At 50.0% G+C, this 22716-nt stretch carries 27 protein-coding genes and 3 tRNA genes; 22 read left to right on the top strand and 8 right to left on the bottom strand.

Annotation, left to right across the window (positions count from 1 at the left end; genetic code table 11):
- Positions 1-10 precede the first annotated feature (10 nt).
- The 3 genes from tcyL to sdiA all read left to right on the top strand — a co-directional run bounded on the left by tcyL (position 11) and on the right by sdiA (position 2381).
- On the top strand, positions 11-679 hold the full coding sequence (tcyL, locus tag SK38_RS03545; RefSeq protein WP_003030474.1) for a cystine ABC transporter permease: 669 nt from the start codon (positions 11-13) through the stop codon (positions 677-679).
- Positions 676-1428: an L-cystine ABC transporter ATP-binding protein TcyN gene (gene tcyN, locus SK38_RS03550; protein ID WP_003030477.1), complete on the top strand. Its 753-nt coding sequence runs from the start codon at positions 676-678 to the stop codon at positions 1426-1428. Before tcyL ends, tcyN begins: the two co-directional genes overlap by 4 nt.
- A gap of 230 nt (positions 1429-1658) precedes the next feature.
- On the top strand, positions 1659-2381 hold the full coding sequence (gene sdiA, locus SK38_RS03555) for a quorum-sensing transcriptional regulator SdiA (protein WP_008785095.1): 723 nt from the start codon (positions 1659-1661) through the stop codon (positions 2379-2381).
- 66 nt (positions 2382-2447) lie between these two features.
- Here sdiA and SK38_RS03560 read toward each other — a convergent pair whose 3' ends face one another.
- Both SK38_RS03560 and SK38_RS25380 read right to left on the bottom strand, forming a co-directional pair.
- Entirely contained in the window at positions 2448-2672 is a 225-nt protein-coding gene (locus tag SK38_RS03560) for a DUF2594 family protein (RefSeq protein ID WP_003030482.1), read from the bottom strand.
- A 19-nt stretch (positions 2673-2691) separates the two neighbouring features.
- Entirely contained in the window at positions 2692-2835 is a 144-nt protein-coding gene (locus SK38_RS25380; RefSeq protein ID WP_418219448.1) for a hypothetical protein, read from the bottom strand.
- A gap of 296 nt (positions 2836-3131) precedes the next feature.
- On the opposite strand from SK38_RS25380, the gene uvrY reads away from it, so the two are divergent.
- From uvrY to SK38_RS03590, 6 genes are all read left to right on the top strand, one after another.
- A complete protein-coding gene (gene uvrY / locus SK38_RS03565; protein WP_006684079.1) occupies positions 3132-3788 on the top strand; it encodes a UvrY/SirA/GacA family response regulator transcription factor in 657 nt (218 codons plus the stop codon).
- Complete coding sequence (gene uvrC, locus SK38_RS03570) at positions 3785-5617, top strand: excinuclease ABC subunit UvrC (protein ID WP_048235185.1); 1833 nt, start codon at positions 3785-3787, stop codon at positions 5615-5617. The genes uvrY and uvrC overlap by 4 nt, the downstream gene beginning before the upstream one ends.
- Before the next feature lie 55 nt (positions 5618-5672).
- A complete protein-coding gene (pgsA, locus tag SK38_RS03575) occupies positions 5673-6221 on the top strand; it encodes a CDP-diacylglycerol--glycerol-3-phosphate 3-phosphatidyltransferase (RefSeq protein ID WP_003030490.1) in 549 nt (182 codons plus the stop codon).
- Between the two features lie 151 nt (positions 6222-6372).
- Positions 6373-6448: transfer RNA gene (locus SK38_RS03580), tRNA-Gly, on the top strand.
- Between the two features lie 51 nt (positions 6449-6499).
- A tRNA-Cys gene (locus tag SK38_RS03585) sits at positions 6500-6573 on the top strand.
- Positions 6574-6585: 12 nt separating this feature from the next.
- Positions 6586-6672 (top strand) — tRNA-Leu (locus SK38_RS03590).
- Positions 6673-6828: 156 nt separating this feature from the next.
- Here SK38_RS03590 and SK38_RS25315 read toward each other — a convergent pair.
- Positions 6829-7173 carry a hypothetical protein gene (locus SK38_RS25315; RefSeq protein ID WP_048235186.1) on the bottom strand — a complete coding sequence of 115 codons (345 nt, stop codon included), beginning with the start codon at positions 7171-7173 and terminating at the stop codon, positions 6829-6831.
- 204 nt (positions 7174-7377) lie between these two features.
- Between SK38_RS25315 and SK38_RS03600 the strand changes: the two genes are divergently transcribed.
- The 6 genes from SK38_RS03600 (at position 7378) to SK38_RS03625 (ending at position 11388) form a co-directional block, all read left to right on the top strand.
- Entirely contained in the window at positions 7378-8067 is a 690-nt protein-coding gene (locus tag SK38_RS03600) for a LolA family protein (RefSeq protein ID WP_048235187.1), read from the top strand.
- 12 nt (positions 8068-8079) lie between these two features.
- Complete coding sequence (locus SK38_RS03605; protein ID WP_008785087.1) at positions 8080-8550, top strand: SRPBCC family protein; 471 nt, start codon at positions 8080-8082, stop codon at positions 8548-8550.
- Positions 8551-8758: 208 nt separating this feature from the next.
- Entirely contained in the window at positions 8759-9901 is a 1143-nt protein-coding gene (locus tag SK38_RS03610; protein WP_008785086.1) for a transglutaminase-like domain-containing protein, read from the top strand.
- Entirely contained in the window at positions 9879-10235 is a 357-nt protein-coding gene (locus tag SK38_RS03615; protein ID WP_003833912.1) for a mercuric transporter MerT family protein, read from the top strand. Before SK38_RS03610 ends, SK38_RS03615 begins: the two co-directional genes overlap by 23 nt.
- Positions 10232-10513, top strand: coding sequence for a heavy-metal-associated domain-containing protein (locus SK38_RS03620; protein ID WP_003833910.1), 282 nt, complete (start codon positions 10232-10234; stop codon positions 10511-10513). The genes SK38_RS03615 and SK38_RS03620 overlap by 4 nt, the downstream gene beginning before the upstream one ends.
- Before the next feature lie 209 nt (positions 10514-10722).
- Positions 10723-11388, top strand: a complete 666-nt coding sequence (locus SK38_RS03625) for a YecA/YgfB family protein (RefSeq protein ID WP_003034581.1) — start codon at positions 10723-10725, stop codon at positions 11386-11388.
- Positions 11389-11414: 26 nt separating this feature from the next.
- On the opposite strand, the gene tyrP is transcribed toward SK38_RS03625, so the two are convergent.
- Positions 11415-12626 carry a tyrosine transporter TyrP gene (tyrP, locus tag SK38_RS03630; protein ID WP_003833907.1) on the bottom strand — a complete coding sequence of 404 codons (1212 nt, stop codon included), beginning with the start codon at positions 12624-12626 and terminating at the stop codon, positions 11415-11417.
- A 225-nt stretch (positions 12627-12851) separates the two neighbouring features.
- On the opposite strand from tyrP, the gene SK38_RS03635 reads away from it, so the two are divergent.
- Positions 12852-13091 carry a YecH family metal-binding protein gene (locus SK38_RS03635; protein ID WP_003034586.1) on the top strand — a complete coding sequence of 80 codons (240 nt, stop codon included), beginning with the start codon at positions 12852-12854 and terminating at the stop codon, positions 13089-13091.
- 45 nt (positions 13092-13136) lie between these two features.
- Here SK38_RS03635 and ftnA read toward each other — a convergent pair whose 3' ends face one another.
- Both ftnA and yecR read right to left on the bottom strand, forming a co-directional pair.
- Positions 13137-13634, bottom strand: coding sequence for a non-heme ferritin (ftnA, locus tag SK38_RS03640; RefSeq protein WP_003034588.1), 498 nt, complete (start codon positions 13632-13634; stop codon positions 13137-13139).
- A 194-nt stretch (positions 13635-13828) separates the two neighbouring features.
- Complete coding sequence (gene yecR / locus SK38_RS03645) at positions 13829-14164, bottom strand: YecR family lipoprotein (RefSeq protein ID WP_048235188.1); 336 nt, start codon at positions 14162-14164, stop codon at positions 13829-13831.
- Positions 14165-14431: 267 nt separating this feature from the next.
- On the opposite strand from yecR, the gene SK38_RS03650 reads away from it, so the two are divergent.
- Positions 14432-15070: an RpiB/LacA/LacB family sugar-phosphate isomerase gene (locus tag SK38_RS03650; protein WP_003034591.1), complete on the top strand. Its 639-nt coding sequence runs from the start codon at positions 14432-14434 to the stop codon at positions 15068-15070.
- A 33-nt stretch (positions 15071-15103) separates the two neighbouring features.
- Here SK38_RS03650 and SK38_RS03655 read toward each other — a convergent pair whose 3' ends face one another.
- Positions 15104-16525, bottom strand: a complete 1422-nt coding sequence (locus SK38_RS03655; protein ID WP_048235189.1) for an MFS transporter — start codon at positions 16523-16525, stop codon at positions 15104-15106.
- 129 nt (positions 16526-16654) lie between these two features.
- On the opposite strand from SK38_RS03655, the gene SK38_RS03660 reads away from it, so the two are divergent.
- On the top strand, positions 16655-16906 hold the full coding sequence (locus SK38_RS03660; RefSeq protein WP_003034595.1) for a DUF2766 family protein: 252 nt from the start codon (positions 16655-16657) through the stop codon (positions 16904-16906).
- A gap of 139 nt (positions 16907-17045) precedes the next feature.
- Here the strand turns inward: SK38_RS03660 and SK38_RS03665 are convergent, their stop codons facing one another.
- Positions 17046-17549, bottom strand: a complete 504-nt coding sequence (locus tag SK38_RS03665; RefSeq protein ID WP_003034597.1) for a non-heme ferritin-like protein — start codon at positions 17547-17549, stop codon at positions 17046-17048.
- 554 nt (positions 17550-18103) lie between these two features.
- Between SK38_RS03665 and SK38_RS03670 the strand changes: the two genes are divergently transcribed.
- From SK38_RS03670 to araH, 4 genes are all read left to right on the top strand, one after another.
- Positions 18104-18661: a DJ-1/PfpI family protein gene (locus SK38_RS03670; protein WP_048235190.1), complete on the top strand. Its 558-nt coding sequence runs from the start codon at positions 18104-18106 to the stop codon at positions 18659-18661.
- Positions 18662-18979: 318 nt separating this feature from the next.
- Entirely contained in the window at positions 18980-19969 is a 990-nt protein-coding gene (locus SK38_RS03675; protein ID WP_003833897.1) for an arabinose ABC transporter substrate-binding protein, read from the top strand.
- Between the two features lie 132 nt (positions 19970-20101).
- On the top strand, positions 20102-21616 hold the full coding sequence (gene araG / locus SK38_RS03680) for an arabinose ABC transporter ATP-binding protein AraG (protein WP_003839135.1): 1515 nt from the start codon (positions 20102-20104) through the stop codon (positions 21614-21616).
- 14 nt (positions 21617-21630) lie between these two features.
- The gene (gene araH, locus SK38_RS03685; RefSeq protein WP_008785075.1) at positions 21631-22617 is read left to right on the top strand and encodes an L-arabinose ABC transporter permease AraH; all 987 of its coding nucleotides are present in this window, start codon (positions 21631-21633) and stop codon (positions 22615-22617) included.
- Positions 22618-22716 lie beyond the last annotated feature (99 nt).

Consider the following 22716-nt stretch of genomic DNA (forward strand, 5'->3'; position numbering starts at 1 on the left):
AAAAACGCTAATGCATGAAAGTATCCAACTGGTAATTGATTCTCTGCCGTATCTGCTCAAAGGCGCGGTTTTTACGCTGCAACTGAGTATCGGCGGGATGTTTTTTGGCCTCGTGCTGGGGTTTATCCTGGCGCTGATGCGTCTGTCGCCGCTGTTGCCTGTGCGCTGGCTGGCGCGTTTTTATATCTCTATTTTTCGCGGAACACCGCTGATTGCCCAGCTGTTCATGATCTATTACGGTCTGCCGCAGTTTGGTATTGAGCTTGATCCCATCCCGGCGGCGATGATTGGCTTGTCGCTGAATACAGCGGCCTACGCTGCGGAAACCCTGCGTGCGGCAATATCTTCCATCGATAAAGGGCAGTGGGAGGCAGGCGCCAGTATTGGTATGACGCGCTGGCAGACCATGCGCCGGGCAATCCTGCCGCAGGCTGCGCGCGTTGCGTTGCCGCCGCTGAGCAACAGCTTTATCAGTCTGGTGAAAGATACCTCTTTGGCCGCCACTATTCAGGTACCGGAACTGTTCCGTCAGGCGCAGCTGATTACCTCGCGTACGCTGGAAGTCTTTACGATGTATCTGGCGGCCTCGTTGATTTACTGGGTGATGGCGACGGTGCTTTCTGCGCTGCAAAACTATTTTGAAGAACAACTGAACCGCCAGGAGAGAGAGCCGAAATGAGTGCTATCGAAGTCAGAAACCTGGTCAAAAAATTTCATGGGCAAACGGTGCTGCATGGGATCGATCTTGACGTCAAACCTGGTGAAGTAGTAGCGATTATTGGGCCGAGCGGATCGGGCAAAACCACGCTGCTGCGTAGCATTAATTTGTTGGAGCAACCGGAGGCGGGCACTATTAAAGTGGGTGAGATTACCATTGATACCGCGCGTTCGTTGACTCAGCAGAAAGGGCTGATTCGTCAGTTACGTCAGCACGTCGGTTTTGTGTTTCAGAACTTTAATTTGTTCCCGCATCGGACGGTGCTGGAAAACATTATTGAAGGGCCGGTGATAGTCAAAGGTGAACCAAAAGCTGAAGCGACAGCTCGTGCGCGTGAATTGCTGGCGAAAGTCGGGCTAGCAGGTAAAGAAACCAGCTATCCGCGGCGTTTATCGGGCGGACAGCAGCAGCGCGTAGCGATTGCCCGGGCACTGGCGATGCGACCTGAGGTTATTTTATTTGATGAACCTACCTCAGCGCTTGACCCTGAACTGGTTGGCGAGGTGCTGAATACCATTCGCCAGTTGGCGCAGGAAAAACGCACCATGGTAATTGTGACGCATGAAATGAGCTTCGCTCGCGATGTTGCCGATAGAGCGATATTTATGGATCAAGGACGGATAGTGGAGCAGGGACCAGCAAAATCCTTATTCACGCATCCGCAGCAGCCGCGTACCCGCCAGTTTCTTGAGAAGTTTTTGATGCAATAAATAGTGCATATAGCACTCGTCGGAATTGTTTCTGGCGAGTGCTGTTCGCATAACTATTTATAATTATTGCTTTATTATTAACGCTTGAATCTGTTACTTCCTTCCACTGCTGAGTAATACTCAAGTAATTCTTCATTTGTCCGATAATTTGCATATATAAAATACATTTATGTGTTAGCTTGTTTCATATGTTTGGATGATTATCAATCTCAGGGGCATTACCACTTAGTATGCAGGATCATGATTTCTTCACCTGGCGACGGAGCATGCTGTTACGCTTTCAGGAAATGGCGACGGCAGAGGATGTCTATACGGAATTACAACAACAGACGCAGCACTTAGAGTTCGATTTTTACGCGCTCTGTGTTCGTCATCCGGTACCTTTTACCCGACCTAAAACGTCTCTTCATACGACCTATCCCAAAGCATGGGTGGCGCATTATCAGTCCGAAAATTATTTCGCCATTGATCCGGTGCTGAAACCTGAAAACTTCAGTCAGGGGCATTTACCCTGGAATGATACTCTGTTTCGCGATGCGCAACCTTTGTGGGACGCCGCACGCAATCACGGTTTACGCAAAGGGATGACGCAATGCTTAATGTTGCCTAATCGGGCGTTGGGTTTTTTATCGGTATCGCGTGCAAGTATCCGTAACAGTCGCCTTGCGAGCGATGAAGTGGAGCTCAGGATGCAGCTTCTGGTGCGGGAAAGCCTGTCTGTACTGACGCGGCTGGAAGATGACATGGTTATGGCGCCAGAAATGCGCTTTAGCAAGCGGGAAAAGGAAATATTGAAATGGACGGCGGAGGGGAAGACCTCTTCTGAGATAGCCATCATTCTGTCGATTTCTGAAAATACCGTGAACTTCCATCAGAAGAATATGCAAAAGAAATTCAATGCACCAAACAAAACGCAGATAGCCTGTTATGCCGCGGCAACCGGGCTTATCTGAGTAAATTATCGTTCTGAGTGTCAGACGCAAAACCGGCTGAGAGCATTGCTATCAGCCGGTTTCTTTTTACTGGCGGTAAGCTTGTTTAATTTGCTTAACCGTGTTGGAAAATACCGCCGCCTGTGATTGATCTTCAATCAGCGCGAGCTGTTTTTCCATTTTAAGAATCACGCGGCCTGCATCGGCTTGACCCATTGCCTGCAGCATCAGCGTTAACATGGCTTTCAGGCAGGTGACTTCATTGGCCAGTTCCTGGTTATTCTCAGCAGTGGAAAAGTCAGGCGTACTCATTTATTTTCCTCGTTATGTTTCAATGAAAAAGTGCGATGTCAAATCTTAAGGCGGCGGAGTATACCATAAGCGAGGCTAAAAATATCTGTGGTTGTTTTTTGCGCGGACCAATGTTGTGGACATTAAAATAAACAACATGTTGCAGTGCATATATTTTCTCCACATGTTGTTTATTTCGAGTATTTTCCTCGTTAATTATTGTTACAACTTTGACTGCCTATTTTGCATTCAGCGAGGGAATATGAATTTTTTGTCACTATTCTGAAACAGCTATGCAGATATAACCGTGGCAGAAGGCTGTCAGGACTGAAAGTTTCCACTCGTCGTACAATCTAATTTCCAAAAACGAGAGCAAAATCGAAAGTCGGGCGTTTTTTACATTTCAAAGTTGAGATAAAACCCGTTAACATAGGACCGATTAACTATCGGTAGCGTTATCCCTATTCTGGAGATATTCCTTTGATCAACGTTTTTCTTGTTGATGACCACGAACTGGTGCGCGCAGGGATACGACGCATTCTGGAAGATATAAAAGGCATAAAAGTTGTCGGCGAAGCGTGCTGCGGTGAAGATGCGGTAAAATGGTGCCGCTCAAATTCCGTTGACGTTGTGCTGATGGATATGAATATGCCCGGTATTGGCGGTCTGGAAGCAACCCGCAAAATTGCGCGTTCCACGGCAGACATTAAAGTGATCATGCTGACGGTACACACCGAAAACCCATTACCTGCAAAAGTTATGCAGGCAGGGGCGGCAGGGTATCTCAGCAAAGGCGCCGCCCCCCAGGAAGTAGTGAGTGCCATTCGTTCGGTTTATTCCGGGCAGCGTTATATTGCCTCCGATATCGCTCAGCAAATGGCGCTCAGCCAGATTGAGCCTGAGAAAACGGAAACCCCGTTTGCCAGTTTGTCTGAACGCGAGTTGCAGATTATGCTGATGATCACCAAAGGTCAGAAGGTCAATGAGATCTCAGAACAGCTGAATCTTAGTCCTAAAACGGTGAACAGCTATCGCTATCGAATGTTCAGTAAATTAAACATTCACGGCGATGTAGAGCTGACTCACCTGGCAATTCGCCATGGCCTGTGTAATGCGGAGACATTAACAAGCCAGTGACCGATCAGTTTGATGCCAAAGCGTTCCTGAAAACCGTGACCAGTCAGCCCGGCGTTTATCGTATGTATGATACCGCCGGGACGGTTATCTATGTCGGGAAAGCGAAAGACCTGAAAAAAAGGCTTTCCAGCTACTTCCGTAGTAATCTTGCGTCACGCAAGACCGAAGCGCTGGTCGCGCAAATCCAGCAGATTGATGTCACGGTAACGCACACTGAAACCGAAGCGTTATTGCTTGAGCACAACTACATCAAGCTGTATCAGCCGCGCTATAACGTATTGCTGCGCGATGATAAATCCTACCCGTTTATATTCCTTAGTGGTGATACCCACCCGCGTCTGGCGATGCATCGCGGGGCAAAGCATGCCAAAGGCGAGTACTTTGGACCGTTCCCTAACGGTTATGCGGTGCGTGAAACGCTGGCGCTGTTGCAGAAAATATTCCCTGTCCGCCAGTGCGAAAACAGCGTTTATCGCAACCGTTCTCGACCTTGTCTGCAATATCAGATTGGCCGCTGTCTCGGTCCGTGTGTCGCGGGTCTGGTGAGTGAGGAAGAGTATGCTCAGCAGGTCGAGTATGTTCGTCTGTTCCTGTCCGGAAAAGACGATCAGGTATTAACGCAGCTGATCGCCCGCATGGAAAAGGCCAGCCAAAATCTCGAATTTGAAGAGGCTGCGCGCATTCGTGACCAAATCCAGGCCGTACGCCGCGTGACAGAAAAACAGTTTGTCTCTAATACCGGAGACGATCTGGACGTCATTGGCGTGGCGTTTGACGCCGGTATGGCCTGTGTGCACGTTCTGTTTATTCGCCAGGGTAAAGTGCTGGGCAGCCGCAGCTATTTCCCGAAAGTACCCGGTGGCACGGAACTCGGCGAGGTCGTCGAAACCTTTGTCGGGCAGTTTTATCTGCAGGGGAGCCAGATGCGTACCTTACCCGGGGAGATCCTGCTCGATTTTAATCTTAGCGATAAAACCCTGCTGGCAGACTCTCTGTCTGAACTGGCCGGCAGGAAGATTAACGTGCAGACGAAACCGCGAGGGGATCGCGCACGTTATCTCAAGCTGGCGCGGACCAACGCGGCAGTGGCGCTCACCACAAAACTTTCTCAGCAGTCGACGATTACGCAACGTCTGACGGCGCTGGCATCGGTATTGAAGTTACCTGCGGTGAAGCGTATGGAATGCTTCGACATCAGCCATACGATGGGTGAGCAGACGGTAGCCTCCTGCGTGGTCTTTGATGCCAATGGCCCGCTGCGCGCAGAATATCGGCGTTACAATATTACCGGCATTACGCCGGGTGATGATTATGCGGCGATGAATCAGGTTTTGCGTCGGCGTTATGGTAAGGCGATTGAAGAAAGTAAGATTCCGGACGTCATATTGATCGACGGCGGTAAAGGTCAGTTAGGGCAGGCAAAAGCCGTTTTTGCTGAGCTGGATGTTCCCTGGGACAAACAGCACCCGCTCTTGCTGGGGGTGGCAAAAGGCACCGATCGTAAAGCAGGCCTGGAAACATTGTTCTTTGAGCCGGAAGGTGAGGGCTTCAGTCTGCCGCCGGATTCGCCTGCATTGCACGTTATCCAGCATATCCGCGATGAATCTCACGATCATGCGATTAGCGGGCATCGTAAAAAGCGGGCGAAAGTGAAAAGCACCAGCACGCTTGAGACCATCGAAGGTGTCGGGCCAAAGCGTCGCCAGATGTTGTTGAAATATATGGGAGGTTTGCAAGGCCTTCGTAACGCAAGTATCGAAGAAATTGCAAAAGTGCCGGGTATTTCGCAAGCTCTGGCAGAAAAGATCTTCTACTCGTTGAAACATTAGGCCCTCTGTAGCAACATAGGGGTAATTTCACTGACAACAGATAGTTATCCGTCATATGCAATTTAATATCCCTACGTTGCTCACGCTGTTTCGCGTCATCCTGATCCCATTCTTTGTATTGGCTTTTTACCTGCCATTCACCTGGGCTCCCTTTGTTTGTGCGCTGATCTTCTGTATCGCAGCGGTCACTGACTGGTTTGACGGTTTTCTGGCGCGCCGCTGGAACCAAAGCACGCGTTTTGGCGCCTTCCTCGATCCGGTCGCTGATAAAGTGCTGGTGGCAATCGCGATGGTCCTGGTGACAGAGCATTACCACAGCTGGTGGGTGACGCTTCCTGCCGCAACAATGATTGCGCGTGAAATTATCATCTCTGCACTGCGTGAATGGATGGCCGAACTGGGTAAACGCAGCAGCGTAGCCGTATCCTGGATCGGTAAAGTGAAAACCACTTCGCAAATGGCCGCGCTGGCCTGGCTGCTGTGGCGTCCAAATATCTGGGTAGAGTATGCTGGGATCGCACTTTTCTTCGTCGCCGCGATACTGACTTTGTGGTCAATGTTCCAGTATTTGAGCGCTGCACGTGGAGATTTGCTTGATCAGTGATCGTTTCGACGCAAATTTCAGCAAACGATCGTCAGTGGTGAAAAATATCGTTGACTCATTGCGTCAGGTAAGTAGAATGCAACGCATCGAACGGCAGCACTGATTGCCAGACGATAACAAAATCAAGTGATTAACAAAGTTACTTGGTGATGCGGGAATAGCTCAGTTGGTAGAGCACGACCTTGCCAAGGTCGGGGTCGCGAGTTCGAGTCTCGTTTCCCGCTCCAAATTTAAGACATCGGCAATAGCGGATGTCGGCTGTAAAGTCAGAAGATTTCGGCGCGTTAGCAAAGCGGTTATGTAGCGGATTGCAAATCCGTCTAGTCCGGTTCGACTCCGGAACGCGCCTCCAATTTCTTCCCGAGCCCGGATGGTGGAATCGGTAGACACAAGGGATTTAAAATCCCTCGGCGTTCGCGCTGTGTGGGTTCAAGTCCCACTCCGGGTACCATGGGAAAGAACAGAATAATCAAAGCAATAAGCAGTGTCGTGAAACCACCTACGGGTGGTTTTTTTGTGCCTGTTTTTTACAAGCATAGATACCTTGCGTCAAGCAACCTGCCAGAAACGTAAACTGCCCTCTATATACTCACTATTGCCAATCAATCTATCGCCGAATCGGCGCGTTAAACATAAAGCCCCCTCGGGCAGGGTTGTTGATAAACCCATCGCGGGCGGGATTATAGTTGTGGTCCTGGAAACCATTCATCAGTATGGGATCGCCAAAGCCATCCTGTATCGCCAGCTGTCTGTGGATTCGGTTTCGTGCCCTGAACGTGAAAGCGAAATCATCCGTCCCGCCAATGATGATCACGCCATTACCAGCTCGAAGTGCCTCGCTCAACTCTTGCTCTCTAACAGCCTGGTTTTGTAACGCGCTGGCTGTGGCAGACGATGACGCCAGCAGCAGTAATATGAGAACGGCGCATGAAAATACCGATGGCAGTTTCATGATTAATACCTATAAAAAGCATGGCTATTAAAGTATAGCTTTATGTTGTCATCTTAACTGAAAAGGAAACCAATAATTTAAACCTGCTATCCATACTGTGTTTAAAAGTCCGGAAGAGTAGTGCCGCGCAGTTAAGAACTATAATAAAAACAGCCAACAGGTGATTACTTCTTTTTGCTGGCAATGCTGGTTCAGGGGGCTGCTATGAGCATTTCATCTTTTCCGATAGTTATGCTCGCAGCATTGCTCACCCTTAGTGGTGCAGCATATTCGGTGGAAAAAAAGGATATCTTTTCGCAGAATGCCAGGGCTACGGATCCCATCGCATTTTCTCAACAGTCATTTAATAACCTGACGTCTTATCAGGTTATGATGCGCTCCTCGTCGCCATCCGATGAAAGCAAAATTATTCGCTATAGCTTTCAAAAGCCTGGGTATGTGCGGATGGATTTTACCCAACCGCATTCAGGTGCGGTGCTTATCTTTAATCCTGTCAGCGGTAAAGTGACGTTATGGCCATTTGGTGTGGGGACGTTGCCCATTTTGCACCTGTCACCTACTAATTCATTGATCCAGGATGAGCGCGGTCATCGGGTGGATCGTTCTGATATCGGCGTGTTGTTGGGTAATATTCGTCATCTGCAACGCGAAGGGACAACGACCACTGTTGGTAAGGAAAACCTTGCAGGACGGGCGACGACGCGCGTATCTGTGGTTGGGCCTGGAACAATAGCGGTTGATGGAGTACATCGTTATGACGTCTGGCTGGATAATTATCATGGACTCCCTGCCAAAGTGATCAGCTATGCGCCAGATGGGCAGCGATTAGAAACCGTGCTTCTGGATGCTATGGTCATTAACATCCGTTTTCCCGCCAATTTCTTCTCGCCTTGAGGAGTCTGTATTATGGCTGACTATCAGTTTTCCACCGTCTGGCGGGTTGAGGCTTCTATTCAGGAGGTATGGGATGTTTTTTCTCATCCCGATCAGTGGCCGGAATGGTGGGAAAGTCTGGAACGCATTGTTGAGCTAAAGAAAGGCGATCTACAGGGGATTGGGGCGCTGCATCGTTATACCTGGAAAGGAGCGCTTCCTTATCGCTTAACCTTTGACATCAACGTGTTGAATATTCTGCCCTGCTCGCTGCTTGAGGGGCAAGCCAGCGGGGCGGTTGAAGGGCGAGGCGTGTGGTCTTTTTCTGCAAGTGGTGCAGAAACTATCGTCAGATATGACTGGAATGTTCGCACCACGATTCGCTGGATGAATTACCTGGCTCCGCTGGCGGCACCTGTTTTTCGCTGGAATCACGATATGGTTATGCGCGAAGGGGCCAGAGGGTTAGCCCGTAAGCTGGCAACGAATGTTTATATATTCTGAATTCGCTCTCACGGCTGTACTTTTTGCCTGCCTATGGCTTACTATCTGTCGCGCAGTTTCTTATTTCATTCACAGTTAACAGGTCTGTTATTGATGAATAACCTCCATCGGCTCACCTTTTTATGTCAGCGTCTGTCTGCTGTGATGATCGCATACGGTTTTTGCCTTCTTAGCCGTAGCCCAACTCTTACAACATGGACAGACAGCAATGCAACGTCGACAATTTCTCAAAAATAGCGTTCTCCTTTCCGCCGCCGGTTTAGTCGGTCCTGCGGTTATTAGCCAGACGGTTCACGCCGCTGAACCATCCGTTGCACCAGTCGCGCGTCGGCGCTTTGTGTTATCCCAGACGTATAAACTTAACCCTCCTAAGGGATCGAGCGGCGTGGTAAAACTGTGGATCCCGCTTCCGGTAGATACCGCGTTTCAACAAATGACGGCGCTTGCCTTTAGCGGAAACTATAAGCAGGCGTACGTTACCACTAATAATACTTATGGCGCGAAAACGCTGTTTGCCACCTGGCCTGACTCGCAGGGCGAACTGTTGATTAACGTTGATATCGACATTGAAACCGCCGACTGGGAGCCGCTGAAGCAGGACGCGCTGAAAACCTGGCAAGCGCCGGAGCAGATTATTTATCCGCTGGATGTAAAACCGTACCTGCTGCCGACGACACATACCCCAGTTGATGGGCTTGTTCTGGAAACTGCGCGTAAAATCACCGGTAATGAGCAGGATCCGCTGAAAAAAGCGCGCCTGATTTACGAATGGGTGAGTAGCCATATGGAGCGCGATAACGACGTCATTGGCTGCGGCACGGGGGATGTGGCGGAGATCTTAAAAAGCGGTAAGCTCAAAGGAAAATGCACCGACATGAGCTCCGTTTTTGTGGCTCTGGCGCGGGCCAGCGGCATTCCGGCGCGCGAACTGTTTGGCATCCGTCTGGGCAAAGCCAATAAGCTCGAACGTTACTCGAAAAGCGCTTTTGGCAAAGCAGACAGTGCAGGCGTCGCCGATGTGAGCGGCGGACAACATTGCCGCGCCGAATTCTATCTGGCCGGTTACGGCTGGTTACCGTGCGATCCTGCTGATGTGACCAAAATGCGTCTGGCAGAGAAAAAGTCGCATCAGGACGCCGATGTCCAGGCGGTAAACACTTACCTGTTTGGTAACTGGGAAATGAACTGGGTTGGATTTAACTACGGGCGTGATTTCGAGCTGTATCCAGCAACGGAGCAGGGAGCCATGAACAACTTTGGCTATCCTTACGCTGAAGTCGATGGTGACCCGATCAATTTCTATGATCCTAAAGCGTTCTCGTACAGCTATGTCGCCACAGAACAACGCTAAAGGGGCGGGACTCACCCTGTTGACGGCCGCTGCGGCTGCTGTCACCGCGGGCTTATGCTGCGTTGGACCGCTGCTCTATCTGTTGTTTGGTATTTCGGCGGCGAGCTTTGCTGTTTTCACCCAGTTTGAGTTTTTGCGAATTCCCCTGATGCTGGTGTCATTGGGCTTATTACTGCGCGTCTTCTGGCGGCTCTATTTTTCCAGGCGGCTGTGGTGCTCCGGATGGTTAACGTTGAAGCAAGCGCGCGTTCTCTACTGGTGCGCGCTGGCGTTGATTTTGCCGGTGCTATTTTATCCAACGCTCGTTGCCTGGTTTTATGAGGTATTTGAATGAAAATCTTCACATTAGTTGCATGCTTGTTGCTGCCGCTGTGGGCTCAGGCGGCCAATCAAAAAGTGGTGCTGGATATACAAAATATGACCTGCTCGCTGTGCGTTATTTCGGTCAATCAGGCGCTACGTGAAACCGATGGTGTGATTAAAGCAAAATCCTCCCTAAAAACCCGACAAGCAGAAGCGATTGTGCCAGAAGGTTTCCCAACCGATACGTTACTTAACGCGGTAGCGAAAACGGGCTATACCGCAACGCTCAACCGTATTGAACAACAGTAAACCACCTACGGGTGGTTTTATTGTGTTTTCCCGGTATGATGCCCGGCGGCTTAGTGTTCTCTTTTGTGCGTTAACTTCCGGAATTCCCCTCGTTTCCTGTTAACCTGAACAGGCGGCAGCTATATGCCGCATATGCCCATTTTTATCTGTTATCCCTCCAGCCATGTAGGATGATCACAGGCAAGATTTTTTGACTAAGGAAAAGCGTTATGAAAACGGGACCATTAAACGAGAGCGAACTGGAATGGCTGGATGATGTACTGACTAAGTACAATACAGACAAGGCTATTCTGGATGTGTCAGAACTGGATGGTTTGCTGACGGCGGTGTTGAGTTCACCGTATGAAATTGAACCAGAGCAGTGGCTGGTCGCAATTTGGGGCGGCGCGCAGTATGTCCCTCGCTGGTCCTCCGAAAAAGAAATGACGCGTTTCATGAACCTGGCGTTTCAACATATGGCGGATACGGCCGATCGTCTGGATGAATATCCTGAGCAGTTTGAGCCGTTATTTGGTTTGCGTGAAATTGACGAGCATGAACTGACCATCGTTGAAGAGTGGTGCTTTGGTTATATGCGCGGCGTCGCACTGTCAGACTGGTCCGCGTTACCGGACACGTTAAAACCAGCACTTGAAGCTATTGCGCTGCACGGCACGGAAGAGAACTTTGCGGTGGTTGAGAAACTAACGCCGGAAGCGTTTGAAGAGAGCGTCGATGCCATCCGCCTGGCAGCGCTGGACCTGCATGCTTACTGGATGGCGCATCCTCAGGAAACGCCGGTCAAAGTGCCGGTGAAAGTGGATGCCAAAGTAGGGCGCAATGACCCTTGCCCATGTGGCAGCGGAAAGAAATATAAGCAGTGCTGTTTGCATTAACAGAAAGGGGCGAAAGCCCCTTTGTTTTAACCCACTTCTGGTAGTAATCCTGCTGCAATAGAAAACTGTACTGCTATCACCACAATGCCGCACAAAAATACCAGCGCCAGCGCCGGAGCACCGCCTGCTACGCGGTAGTTGGCCTGCGGATTATGTTTTCTGCTCTGCCAGGCCAGCATCGAGGGGATCAGCAGCGCCAGCACCGCCAGGGCAACGCCCGCATACCCTAATGCCATGACAAAACCACGCGGATAGAACAGCGCGAATGCCAGCGGCGGCAGGAATGTCACCGCGCCGGTTTGCATTCTTCCCGCTACGGTATTGCGGCGCTGGAAGAGGTCGGCCAGGTAGTCAAATAATCCCAATGCAACGCCGAGGAAAGAGGTTGCCAGCGCGAGGTCGGCGAACAGATGCACCGCCAGTTCGACGTGCGGCGAAGCCACGACTTCACGCAATGCCTGCAATAAGCCGTTTAAGCCTGCGTGGTTGGCTAATAGCCCCATGAACGTTGTCGAGTTAATGCTACCAAGCGTCGCCAGTTGCCAGAAGATATAGGCGACCAGAGGAATAGCGCTACCCGTAATAAACACCCAACGCAGTTTACGGATGTTACCGTTCATATAGCTGACGATACTGGGAACACTGCCGTGAAAACCGAACGAGGTGAAGATGACCGGGATTGCGGAGAGCGCCAACCCCTGTTGCAGCGGCAGCGTAAGCAGGTTCACTTTATGAATATGCGGCATTAACAGAGCCAGCATCGCCACCAGGAAGATTATCTTGGCACTGAATAGCAGACGGTTGAACAGATCGACCAGCGAGGTCCCAACACAAACCACGCCACCGGCAACAAAGGTGAACAGCAGTACGCCTGTTGTCGGGGAAATATTTGTTCCGGTCCAGTCGCTGATGCTGGAGGCCAGCAGTTCACCTGCACCACTGATGTACGCCGCCGTCAGAGCATACATTAAAAACATCATGCTAAAGCCCGTTACCCATTGTCCGTAACGACCAAGATAACGTTTTGCCAGCGTACCCAGCCCGGTGTCTGCCGGGACATGTTGATACACTTCAAGCAGCAACAGCGCGGTGTAGCACATCAACGCCCAAAGACTGACTAACAATACCAGCGTGACGCTAAACCCCACGCCTGCCGCAGCCAGCGGCATTGCCAACATACCGGCACCAATCGTGGTTCCCGCCACGATAAAAATACTACCCAGGGTTCTGTTTTTCACGCTTTCCTCTGTCCCAGAGATAATCAATGGTTATATCTGCGGCGCAGATTAAGGCAAAACGTTATTTTCGTCAAATCACCGTTACAATGACTGTACATTAATGTTTACGATGTTTTGACCATTAAGATGTATAACAAATGACATTTATCTGCTGATAAACCTGCGTTAGCGCAAAGCGACGATGTGCGGTTCACATTAGGCTACGGACTTTATTAAGGAGGTAATATGGAATCTATTCACGGTCACGAAGTGCTTAACATGATGATTGAATCTGGTGAGCAGTATTCAAATGCCAGCCTTGAAGCGGCGATTACGGCACGTTTCGGCGAGCAGGCGCGTTTTCACACTTGTTCTGCGGCGGATATGACGGCAGGCGAGTTGGTGGCGTTTTTAGCGGCGAAGGGAAAGTTTATTGCAAAAGAAGACGGCTTCTCTACGCACGAAAGCAAGATCTGCCGTCACTGATTTCAAGGGGTAATGATGGCGGGTTGCCTTCATTACCCTAAAATATTAATTCTGTGTATCAAGCGTAGCCAGTTCTTTGTCGATGAAATAAAGACCTTCGCCGCTTTTTCCTGCCAGCGACAGCTTATCAATAACAGATTTAAATAATTTCTCTTCTTCATGCTGCTCGGCAACATACCATTGCAGGAAATTAAAGGTTGGATAATCCTGGTGGGTCATTGCCGCGTGTGCCAGCTCATTAATTTTCTGGGTAATTAGCTGCTCGTGTTCGTAAGTAACACGGAACAGTTCATCCAGAGAAGCATATTCAGCAAAGGGTGAAGAAACGGTATTAATACGCGGCAAGCTGCCGGTATCGGTCAGGTAGTCGAACAGACGCTGCATGTGCGTCATCTCTTCCTGGGCGTGACGGCGCAAAAACGCGGCAGCACCTTCGAAGCTGTGATAGCTGCACCACGCGCTCATCTGTTGGTAGAGCAGAGATGAATATAATTCAAGATTCATTTGCTCATTCAGTTGGTCGATCATTTCTGTTTTCAGCATGGTTCTGCTCCACAAACGTTATTATATATTGACGTGGCGCCACTATAATTTGTTATTTAATTATTTGCAAAAGGTAAAATAATAAATTTATTTATTAAAAATGCGAATGGGAATAAAACGCATTAACGATATTAAACGGAGGGTATAAATAATAAAGTGGTAAAAGACCAGCAAAAATGAGCTGGTCGGAAATATTAATAATTGAAAGAAGGTGATTGGGGCACCGCGACACCATGACACTGCCAGGCGAGTGTAATTTTGGTATTTAAGCACAGAGAGCCTGCATACACGCTACAGGTTGACACCGGCTGGCCAAACGCTTCTGCGCTGGCATAGCCCAGGCGCTGACACTCTTTGGTGGCTGTCCCTTGGGTAACGTAGTCATCGGTACGTGCTGTTTGTAACATGGCCTGATTATAAGTCAGGCGAACCACACCAGTGATGGCGCTGGCTTCGCTGACCTGTGCCTGTTTTGTAATTGTGCATCCTGTCAGCATGAGCGGCAAAAGCGCTAGGATAATGGTCTTCATGAGATCGCTCTGAAAGTTCGAAGATACACTATCATGGCATACAGAGACCCTCATCAATGGCTTGAATAGCCCGAAGATCACCTGCGATTAATCACAACGAGGTCATTTGTTTGAGGTAATTCTGAACTGTTCAGACAGGAATGTGAGCGTAACTTTGTTTTTTAAAACTAAATTTCATTAAATTTGAAAATATGATTGCAAAATAGTAATGTGGCTGAATGTTATGACTTTCAGCGGGCTACCGCAGCGCATTCAGGAGAGTACAGAATGAAAATTGCATTGATGATGGAAAACAGCCAGGCAAGCAAAAACGCCATCATCCATAACGAGCTTAAGGCCGTTGCGGATGAGAAAGGTTTTCCGGTCTATAACGTTGGGATGAGCGACGAAAATGATCATCATCTGACCTACATCCATTTAGGCATTATGGCCAGCATCCTGCTTAATTCCAAAGCTGTAGACTTTGTTGTTACAGGTTGCGGTACGGGCCAGGGGGCAATGATGTCACTGAATATCCATCCGGGTGTGGTGTGTGGTTATTGCCTTGATCCTGCAGATGCGTTCTTGTTCTCTCAGATCAACAACGGCAACGCGCTTTCTCTGGCATTCGCCAAAGGTTTTGGCTGGGGTGCTGAGCTGAATGTGCGCTATATGTTTGAAAAAGCGTTCACCGGGCGTAACGGTGAAGGCTACCCACCGGAGCGTAAAGAGCCGCAGGTGCGTAACGCCGGTATTCTGAATCAGGTGAAAGCGGCTGTGGTAAAAGAAAATTATCTGGACACGCTGCGCGCGATCGATCCTGAACTGGTGAAAACCGCTGTATCAGGCCCGCGCTTCCAGCAGTGCTTCTTTGAAAACTGCCAGGACAAAGCAATCGAAGCGTTTGTACGCGAGGTGATTGGCTAAATCCTGTTGGCCCGGCGGTGTTCACCCTCCGGGCTACCTGTTCCTGTTCGATACTGCGCTTCCTGCATCACGGGTGAGCCGCAGCGTATCCACCATACCTACCAGACAAATAATGGCAATAGCGACAAAGGCCAGCCGGAAACTGATCCCCGGAATATTGCCCAATGCCAGCCTTTCGCTGACCACATCACCAATGCGGATGCCAATAGCGGCTAAAGAAATGCCCAATCCCACTGCTAATTGTGTCGCCGTACTGAACAGCGTATTAGCGTAGCTCATTTGTGCAGCGGGGACGTCCGCGAAGGCAAGCGTGCTGACGCCGGTAAACTGAATTGAGCGGAACACTCCGCCCAGATACAACACCAGCAAAATAACCCACACGGGGGTCTGCGGCGTAATTAATGCACAGGCCAGCAACGCCAGAACGTTAAGCGCACCGTTAATCAACAGCAGTTTCTTAAAGCCCAGCCAGCGTATCAACGGTGTGGTGGCAGGTTTAATCGTCAGATTGCCGACAAATACCGCCAGCACCAGCGAACCCGCGTGAAAAGCGTTCATGCCAAAACCTACCTGAAACATTAACGGCAGCAGAAACGGCACGGCGCTGATAGAGGCACGAAACAGCGATCCGCCATACATGGTGACGCGAAAAGTAGGGACGTTCATGGCATCAAGGCGAATCATTGGCCAGGCGGTGCGACGAAAATGATGCAGGGCAAACAGAAAGGTCAATGTTCCTAGCGCCAAAAGTCCGGCGGTCAGCCAGCCCTGAGGCTGTTGGGTTCCCAGTAACTCCATGGCATACACCAGGCTCACCATCGCAACAGAGGTTGCGATAAATCCTGTTATATCAAATGGGCGGCGCTCGTCGTCATGAATATCCGGGATAAAACGTAGCGCCAGCGCAATCGCCAGTATTCCGAGCGGTACATTAATGAAGAAGATCCAGCGCCAGTTGGCATAGCTGGTAATGAATCCGCCAAGGGGAGGGCCAATGATGGGCGCGACTAACGCGGGCCAGGTCAGGGTCGCAATAGCGGTGATCAACTGATGTTTAGGCGTGGTTCGTAATACCGCGAGTCGACCAACCGGAACCATTAGCGCGCCACCTACGCCCTGTAAGATTCGCATGGCGACAAAGCTCTCAAGGCTTTCGGACAAACCGCATAAAACCGAGGCGAGAGTAAATATCGCCAGTGCAAGGGTAAACACCTTTCGGGCGCCGAAGCGATCCGCAATCCACCCGCTGGCGGGGATCAGTACCGCGAGGGTGATCAGATAGGCACTGATACCTATGTTCAGATCAACTGCCTGCACGCCAAAACTTTTCGCCATGTCGGGCAGTGCGGTGGCAATCACCGTGCCGTCAATAAACTCCATAAAGAAAGCCCCGGCAACAAGTAATGCAGCCGGGGATAGACCGCGTTTGTTCTCAACCGCTAAATGTTCACTCATGTTGTGCTTGCCATCTCAAAAGAAACTGACTGGAACTATTTTTATTTTCAGCGCATTCGGAAGGCATGCGCGGCTATCGTTTCGTTCGTTGAATGGGTACTATGACGACCTTTCTATAAGGAGCTCACTATGTCCCAAACACTGAATGCCGATCAGGAACTGCTCTCGGACGTTGTTGCCTGTCAGCTGGTTATCAAGCAGATTCTGGATGTTCTTGATGTTATTGCCCCAGTTGAAGTTCGGGAGAAAATGTCCAGCCAGCTGAAAAGCATCGACTTTTCCAGCCATCCTGCAGGTGCCGATCCGGTCACTATGCGCGCAATACAAAAAGCGGTTGCCTTGATCGAGTTGAAATTCACGCCGCAGAATGAATCTCACTAAAATAAACCGTTGTTTCAGGTTTTAGAAAGGTTTTTTTGCGCCTCGCAGAATGAGAGGCGTGAGCGTAGAGAAAATTAAGCACCAGCCGGATAAGGTGCGTCGCATCGTTATCCGGCATTAACACGATGAAAATTGAAGATTAGTGATGTTGATAGTTCACGACGTTCAGCAGGTGCTTATCGGTTTGCGCCATGCACAGTCCCGCACGTTTAGCGCTGCGGACTTCATCAAGAATCGTCTGTAACAGCACGCCATCCTGCTGCTGCTCTTTTTCCAGATCGTGAAGAAAATCAATGGTTGTTGCATCATTCAAGGCTTCTGCTTCATTGGTTAAGCGTGATAGCTTGCTGTAGCGCTGTTGGTATTCATCCAGCGTTTTCTGAAACAGTTCTTCAAGGGAAGTTAGTTCATCACCCGGAACATCGATAGCCTTGACGATAGGGTTAGCCCCGGCACTTTTCATAAAATTAAACATACGCATCATTTGAGTCACGTTACCTTGCGCCTGGGTACGTAGAAAGGTTGCGGTGCCAGTCAGGCTGTGTTCGTAGCACCATTCACTGAGATGCAGGTAAAGATTCGATGCGTAGAACTCGAGGTTCATTTGCGTGTTGAGTTTATGAACAATTCCAACTGCAGCCATATCAATATCCTTATTTCCAGAAAGGGGGATGTACGTTACTAACGTCAGTGCAACGGGCTGCCGCTACACGTCACCTCTACGTACAATTAAAACTGTTAGCAGAATAAATCCGTTCCGCCGGTCCTTTAGTGATCACGAATTATATTCGCTCCCGATCGAGATTCAGCATAACTCCAGTCCCGACATAAGAAAATCCTTAAATCTGCGTATTTATGATTTTTTACATATTGTCATAGCAATATTAGTGATTTTTCCACTTGTGCATATAAATGCTGTGAATATAACAGATTGATATTTATAGTATTAAAGTGAGGTGTTGATAATGAAATGATGTTTCATATCACGAAATGAAATTTCACAATCAGGTATTGTCTGTCGCCAGATGATTATCTGGTCTTCGGATGAAGAAATTTCACCATTGACCCGCGTCTGTGAACGCTATCTGCTGGCTAATTTTTTTGCGCCAGATCAGTTTTGTGGAAATTAATAAAGTTAAGCGCCTGAATGATTCGACATTTATTGTTTGGTGTATTTGGAAAAATCGAGGAGTGTGTATGAAAAAGGTTGCCGTGCTACTGGCACCTGGTTTTGAAGAGGCGGAAGCCATTGTTACCATTGATATTCTGCGCCGCCTGCAGATCGAAGTTGAAACACTGGCCTGCGCCGAGTCCCGTGCGGTGGTGAGCTACCATGACGTGCCGATGGTGACGGACAGCACGCTGGCTGCGCGTCAGACGGATCTTTATGATGCCGTTGTGTTACCCGGCGGGCCGCAGGGCAGCGTTAACCTTGCCGCCAGTGAGGCTGTCATCCAGTTTATCGCTCGCCATGACGAGGCAGGAAAACTCATTTGCCCGGTGTGTTCTGCGGCGGCGCGCGTGCTGGGTGGCAACGGCCTGCTGAAGGGGCGTCGCTATGTGTGTTCGGGAGATCTGTGGCAAAACGTCGCGGATGGAGAATATATTGATGCGCCGGTTGTTGAAGATGGCAACCTTATTAGCGGCAAAGGGTTAGGGCATATTTTCGATTTTGCTTTCACGCTTTCAGCGCGTCTGCTGGAAGATGACATTCCGGTTCGCGATCACGCTGACCACATTTATTACAGATGGTAATCATTGTGCTCCCGAATGCTTCGGTATTCGGGAACAAGGATTCGTTGGCTGATGTTATGGACTAATCTGCTACCCCTCTTTTTTCCTGTCGACAAAACCGCGTTTTTTTATGTCATTTCCCGCTGAATTTATGTACGCAATTACTGTAATTCTGTGGTGTGATGCCGCTCTCTTATGGAGAATCAATTTCCCGCTAAAAATACTCTCAGCACTGGCATTGATCTTATCAATAAAAGGTAATGCCTTGTTTTACGTCCGAATTACAAAAAATCGTCTGATTTTACCCTACATAAAAGAACGTTAAAGCTGGAGTTAACCATGCACAAATTCACTAAAGCGCTGGCTGCCATCGGTCTGGCTGCCATTATGTCACAATCCGCTATCGCTGAATCCATGAAGCTCGGTTTCCTGGTCAAACAGCCGGAAGAACCGTGGTTCCAGACTGAATGGAAATTTGCCGATAAAGCCGGTAAAGACCTTGGTTTTGAGGTGATTAAAATTGCCGTTCCGGATGGTGAGAAAACCCTTAACGCCATCGACAGCCTGGCTGCAAGTGGAGCAAAAGGGTTTGTGATTTGCACGCCAGATCCAAAACTGGGGCCAGCCATTATGGCTAAGGCACGTGGCTACGATATGAAAGTCATTGCCGTCGACGACCAGTTTGCCAACGCTAAAGGTAAGCCGATGGATACCGTGCCGCTGGTGATGATGGCGGCAACCAAAATTGGTGAACGCCAGGGCCAGGAGCTGTACAAAGAGATGCAAAAACGCGGTTGGGATGTGAAATCCACCGCCGTAATGGCCATTACCGCCAACGAACTGGATACCGCACGTCGTCGTACTTCTGGTTCAATGGAAGCGCTTAAAGCCGCAGGCTTCCCGGAAAAACAGATTTACCAGGTCCCAACAAAATCGAATGACATCCCCGGCGCATTTGACGCCGCCAACTCCATGCTGGTTCAGCATCCTGAAGTCAAAAACTGGTTGATTGTCGGCATGAACGACAACACCGTGCTGGGTGGCGTACGTGCGACCGAAGGGCAGGGCTTCAAAGCGCCAAACGTGATTGGTATCGGGATCAACGGCGTTGACGCGGTGAGCGAACTGTCCAAAGGCGAAGCGACCGGGTTCTACGGTTCACTGCTGCCAAGCCCGGACGTGCACGGCTACAAATCCAGTGAAATGCTCTACAACTGGGTAACGAAAGGTGCAGAGCCACCGGCATTCACTGAAGTGACAGATGTGGTGCTGATTACCCGCGATAACTTCAAAGAAGAGCTGGCGAAGAAAGGCTTAGGCGGTAAGTAACAGAAGTGCTGCGATGTTGTAGGCCGGATTAGGCGAAGCCGCCTTCCGGCGCAATGCCCGGTGGCGCTGTGCTTACCGGGCCTACGTCCGGCGGTTTTCCTGGCCGGTAAAATCCTGACTCACGGAGACGTTATGCAACAGTCTACCCCGTATCTCTCATTTCGCGGCATTGGCAAAACGTTCCCGGGCGTTAAGGCGCTGACGGATATCAGTTTCGACTGCTATGCCGGACAGGTGCATGCGCTGATGGGCGAAAATGGCGCCGGGAAATCAACACTCTTAAAAATTCTCAGCGGTAACTATGCGCCAACAACGGGATCTCTGACGATCCGCGGACAGGAAGTTTCGTTCGCGGATACCACTGCCGCACTCAACGCCGGTGTCGCCATTATTTATCAGGAACTGCATCTCGTCCCGGAAATGACCGTTGCCGAGAATATTTACTTAGGGCAGTTACCGCACAAAGGCGGGATTGTGAACCGCTCGCTGCTGAACTATGAAGCAGGAATCCAGTTGAAGCATCTGGGGATGGATATCGATCCCGATACCCCACTGAAATACCTCTCCATTGGTCAGTGGCAGATGGTGGAGATTGCAAAAGCGCTGGCGCGAAACGCCAAAATTATCGCCTTTGATGAACCAACCAGCTCCCTGTCGGCTCGCGAGATTGAGAATCTGTTTCGCGTCATCCGTGAGCTGCGCAACGAAGGACGCATCATTCTGTACGTTTCGCACCGTATGGAGGAGATTTTTGCTCTCAGCGATGCCATCACCGTGTTTAAAGATGGTCATTACGTCAAAACGTTCACGGACATGCAGCAGGTCGATCACGATGCGCTGGTGCAGGCGATGGTCGGGCGCGACCTCGGGGATATCTATGGCTGGAAATCCAGACCGTATGGCACAGAGCGTCTGCGGCTGCATGAAGTCAAAGCTCCAGGCGTGCGTACGCCAATCAGCTTATCCGTGCGAAGCGGTGAAATTGTCGGGCTGTTTGGCCTGGTGGGGGCCGGACGTAGCGAATTAATGAAAGGGCTGTTCGGCGGTACGCGTATCACGGCGGGCCAGGTATTTATTGATGAACAGCCTATCGATATCCGTAAACCAAGCCATGCCATTGAAGCGGGGATGATGCTGTGCCCGGAGGATCGCAAAGCTGAAGGGATCATTCCGGTCCATTCAGTGCGCAACAACATCAACATTAGTGCACGGCGTAAGCATGTTCTGGGGGGATGCGTGATCAACAACGGCTGGGAAGAGACCAATGCCGATCACCATATTCGTTCACTCAACATCAAAACGCCGGGTGCAGAGCAACTGATCATGAACCTCTCCGGCGGTAATCAACAGAAGGCTATTCTCGGTCGTTGGTTATCGGAAGAGATGAAAGTGATTTTGTTGGATGAGCCTACACGCGGCATTGATGTGGGCGCCAAACATGAAATTTACAACGTGATTTATGCCCTCGCAGCGCGCGGTGTGGCCGTGTTGTTTGCTTCCAGTGACCTGCCAGAAGTGCTCGGTGTCGCCGACCGTATTGTGGTGATGAGAGAAGGCGAAATTGCCGGTGAGTTACTTCATGAACAGGCGGATGAGCGCCAGGCGTTGAGCCTTGCTATGCCTAAAGTCAGCCAGGCTGTAGCCTGAATAAGGAGAGTATGATGTCTTCCGTTTCTACATCGGGTTCTGGCGCAACGAAGTCGGCGCTAAATCTGGGCCGCATTTGGGACCAATACGGCATGCTGGTGGTGTTCGCCGTGCTGTTCCTGGTTTGTTCCCTCTTTGTGCCAAACTTTGCTACTTTCATCAACATGAAGGGGTTAGGGCTGGCGGTATCAATGTCGGGTATGGTTGCCTGCGGGATGCTGTTTTGCCTGGCATCCGGTGATTTCGACCTGTCTGTCGCGTCTGTAATTGCCTGTGCTGGTGTTACCACTGCCGTAGTCATTAACATGACCGAAAGTCTGTGGATTGGTGTGGCTGCCGGGCTGTTGCTCGGTATTCTGTGTGGTCTGGTGAATGGGTTCGTGATTGCGCGGTTAAAAATTAACGCCCTGATCACTACTCTTGCGACAATGCAGATTGTACGTGGTCTGGCCTATATTATCTCCGACGGTAAGGCAGTCGGGATTGAAGACGAGCGTTTCTTCACACTCGGCTATGCTAACTGGTTTGGTCTGCCGGCGCCTATTTGGATCACGGTCGTTTGTTTCATTGTCTTTGGCTTACTGCTGAACAAAACCACGTTTGGGCGTAATACGCTGGCCATTGGGGGCAATGAAGAGGCGGCGCGCCTGGCTGGGGTTCCGGTTGTTCGTACCAAGATTATTATCTTTATTCTTTCCGGTCTGGTATCCGCCATTGCCGGGATTATCCTAGCATCGCGTATGACCAGCGGCCAGCCAATGACCTCAATCGGTTATGAGTTGATCGTGATTTCAGCCTGCGTGTTAGGGGGCGTTTCGCTTAAAGGCGGCATCGGAAAAATCTCATATGTGGTGGCCGGGGTGTTGATCCTGGGGACGGTTGAGAATGCGATGAACCTGCTGAATATCTCTCCGTTCGCGCAGTATGTGGTTCGTGGCCTCATCCTGCTGGCGGCGGTGATCTTCGACCGTTATAAGCAAAAAGCGAAGCGTACCGTTTGACGATTTTAAACCCCAACTTTTTAGTCTAGCTTCTGCCCGTCGCCAGCCGCTACCCGGCTGGCGATTGTTTTTTCAAATGGCGAGCATGGTCACACTGTC

The organism is Citrobacter sp. MGH110 (assembly GCF_001037515.1).
Lineage (GTDB): Bacteria > Pseudomonadota > Gammaproteobacteria > Enterobacterales > Enterobacteriaceae > Citrobacter > Citrobacter portucalensis.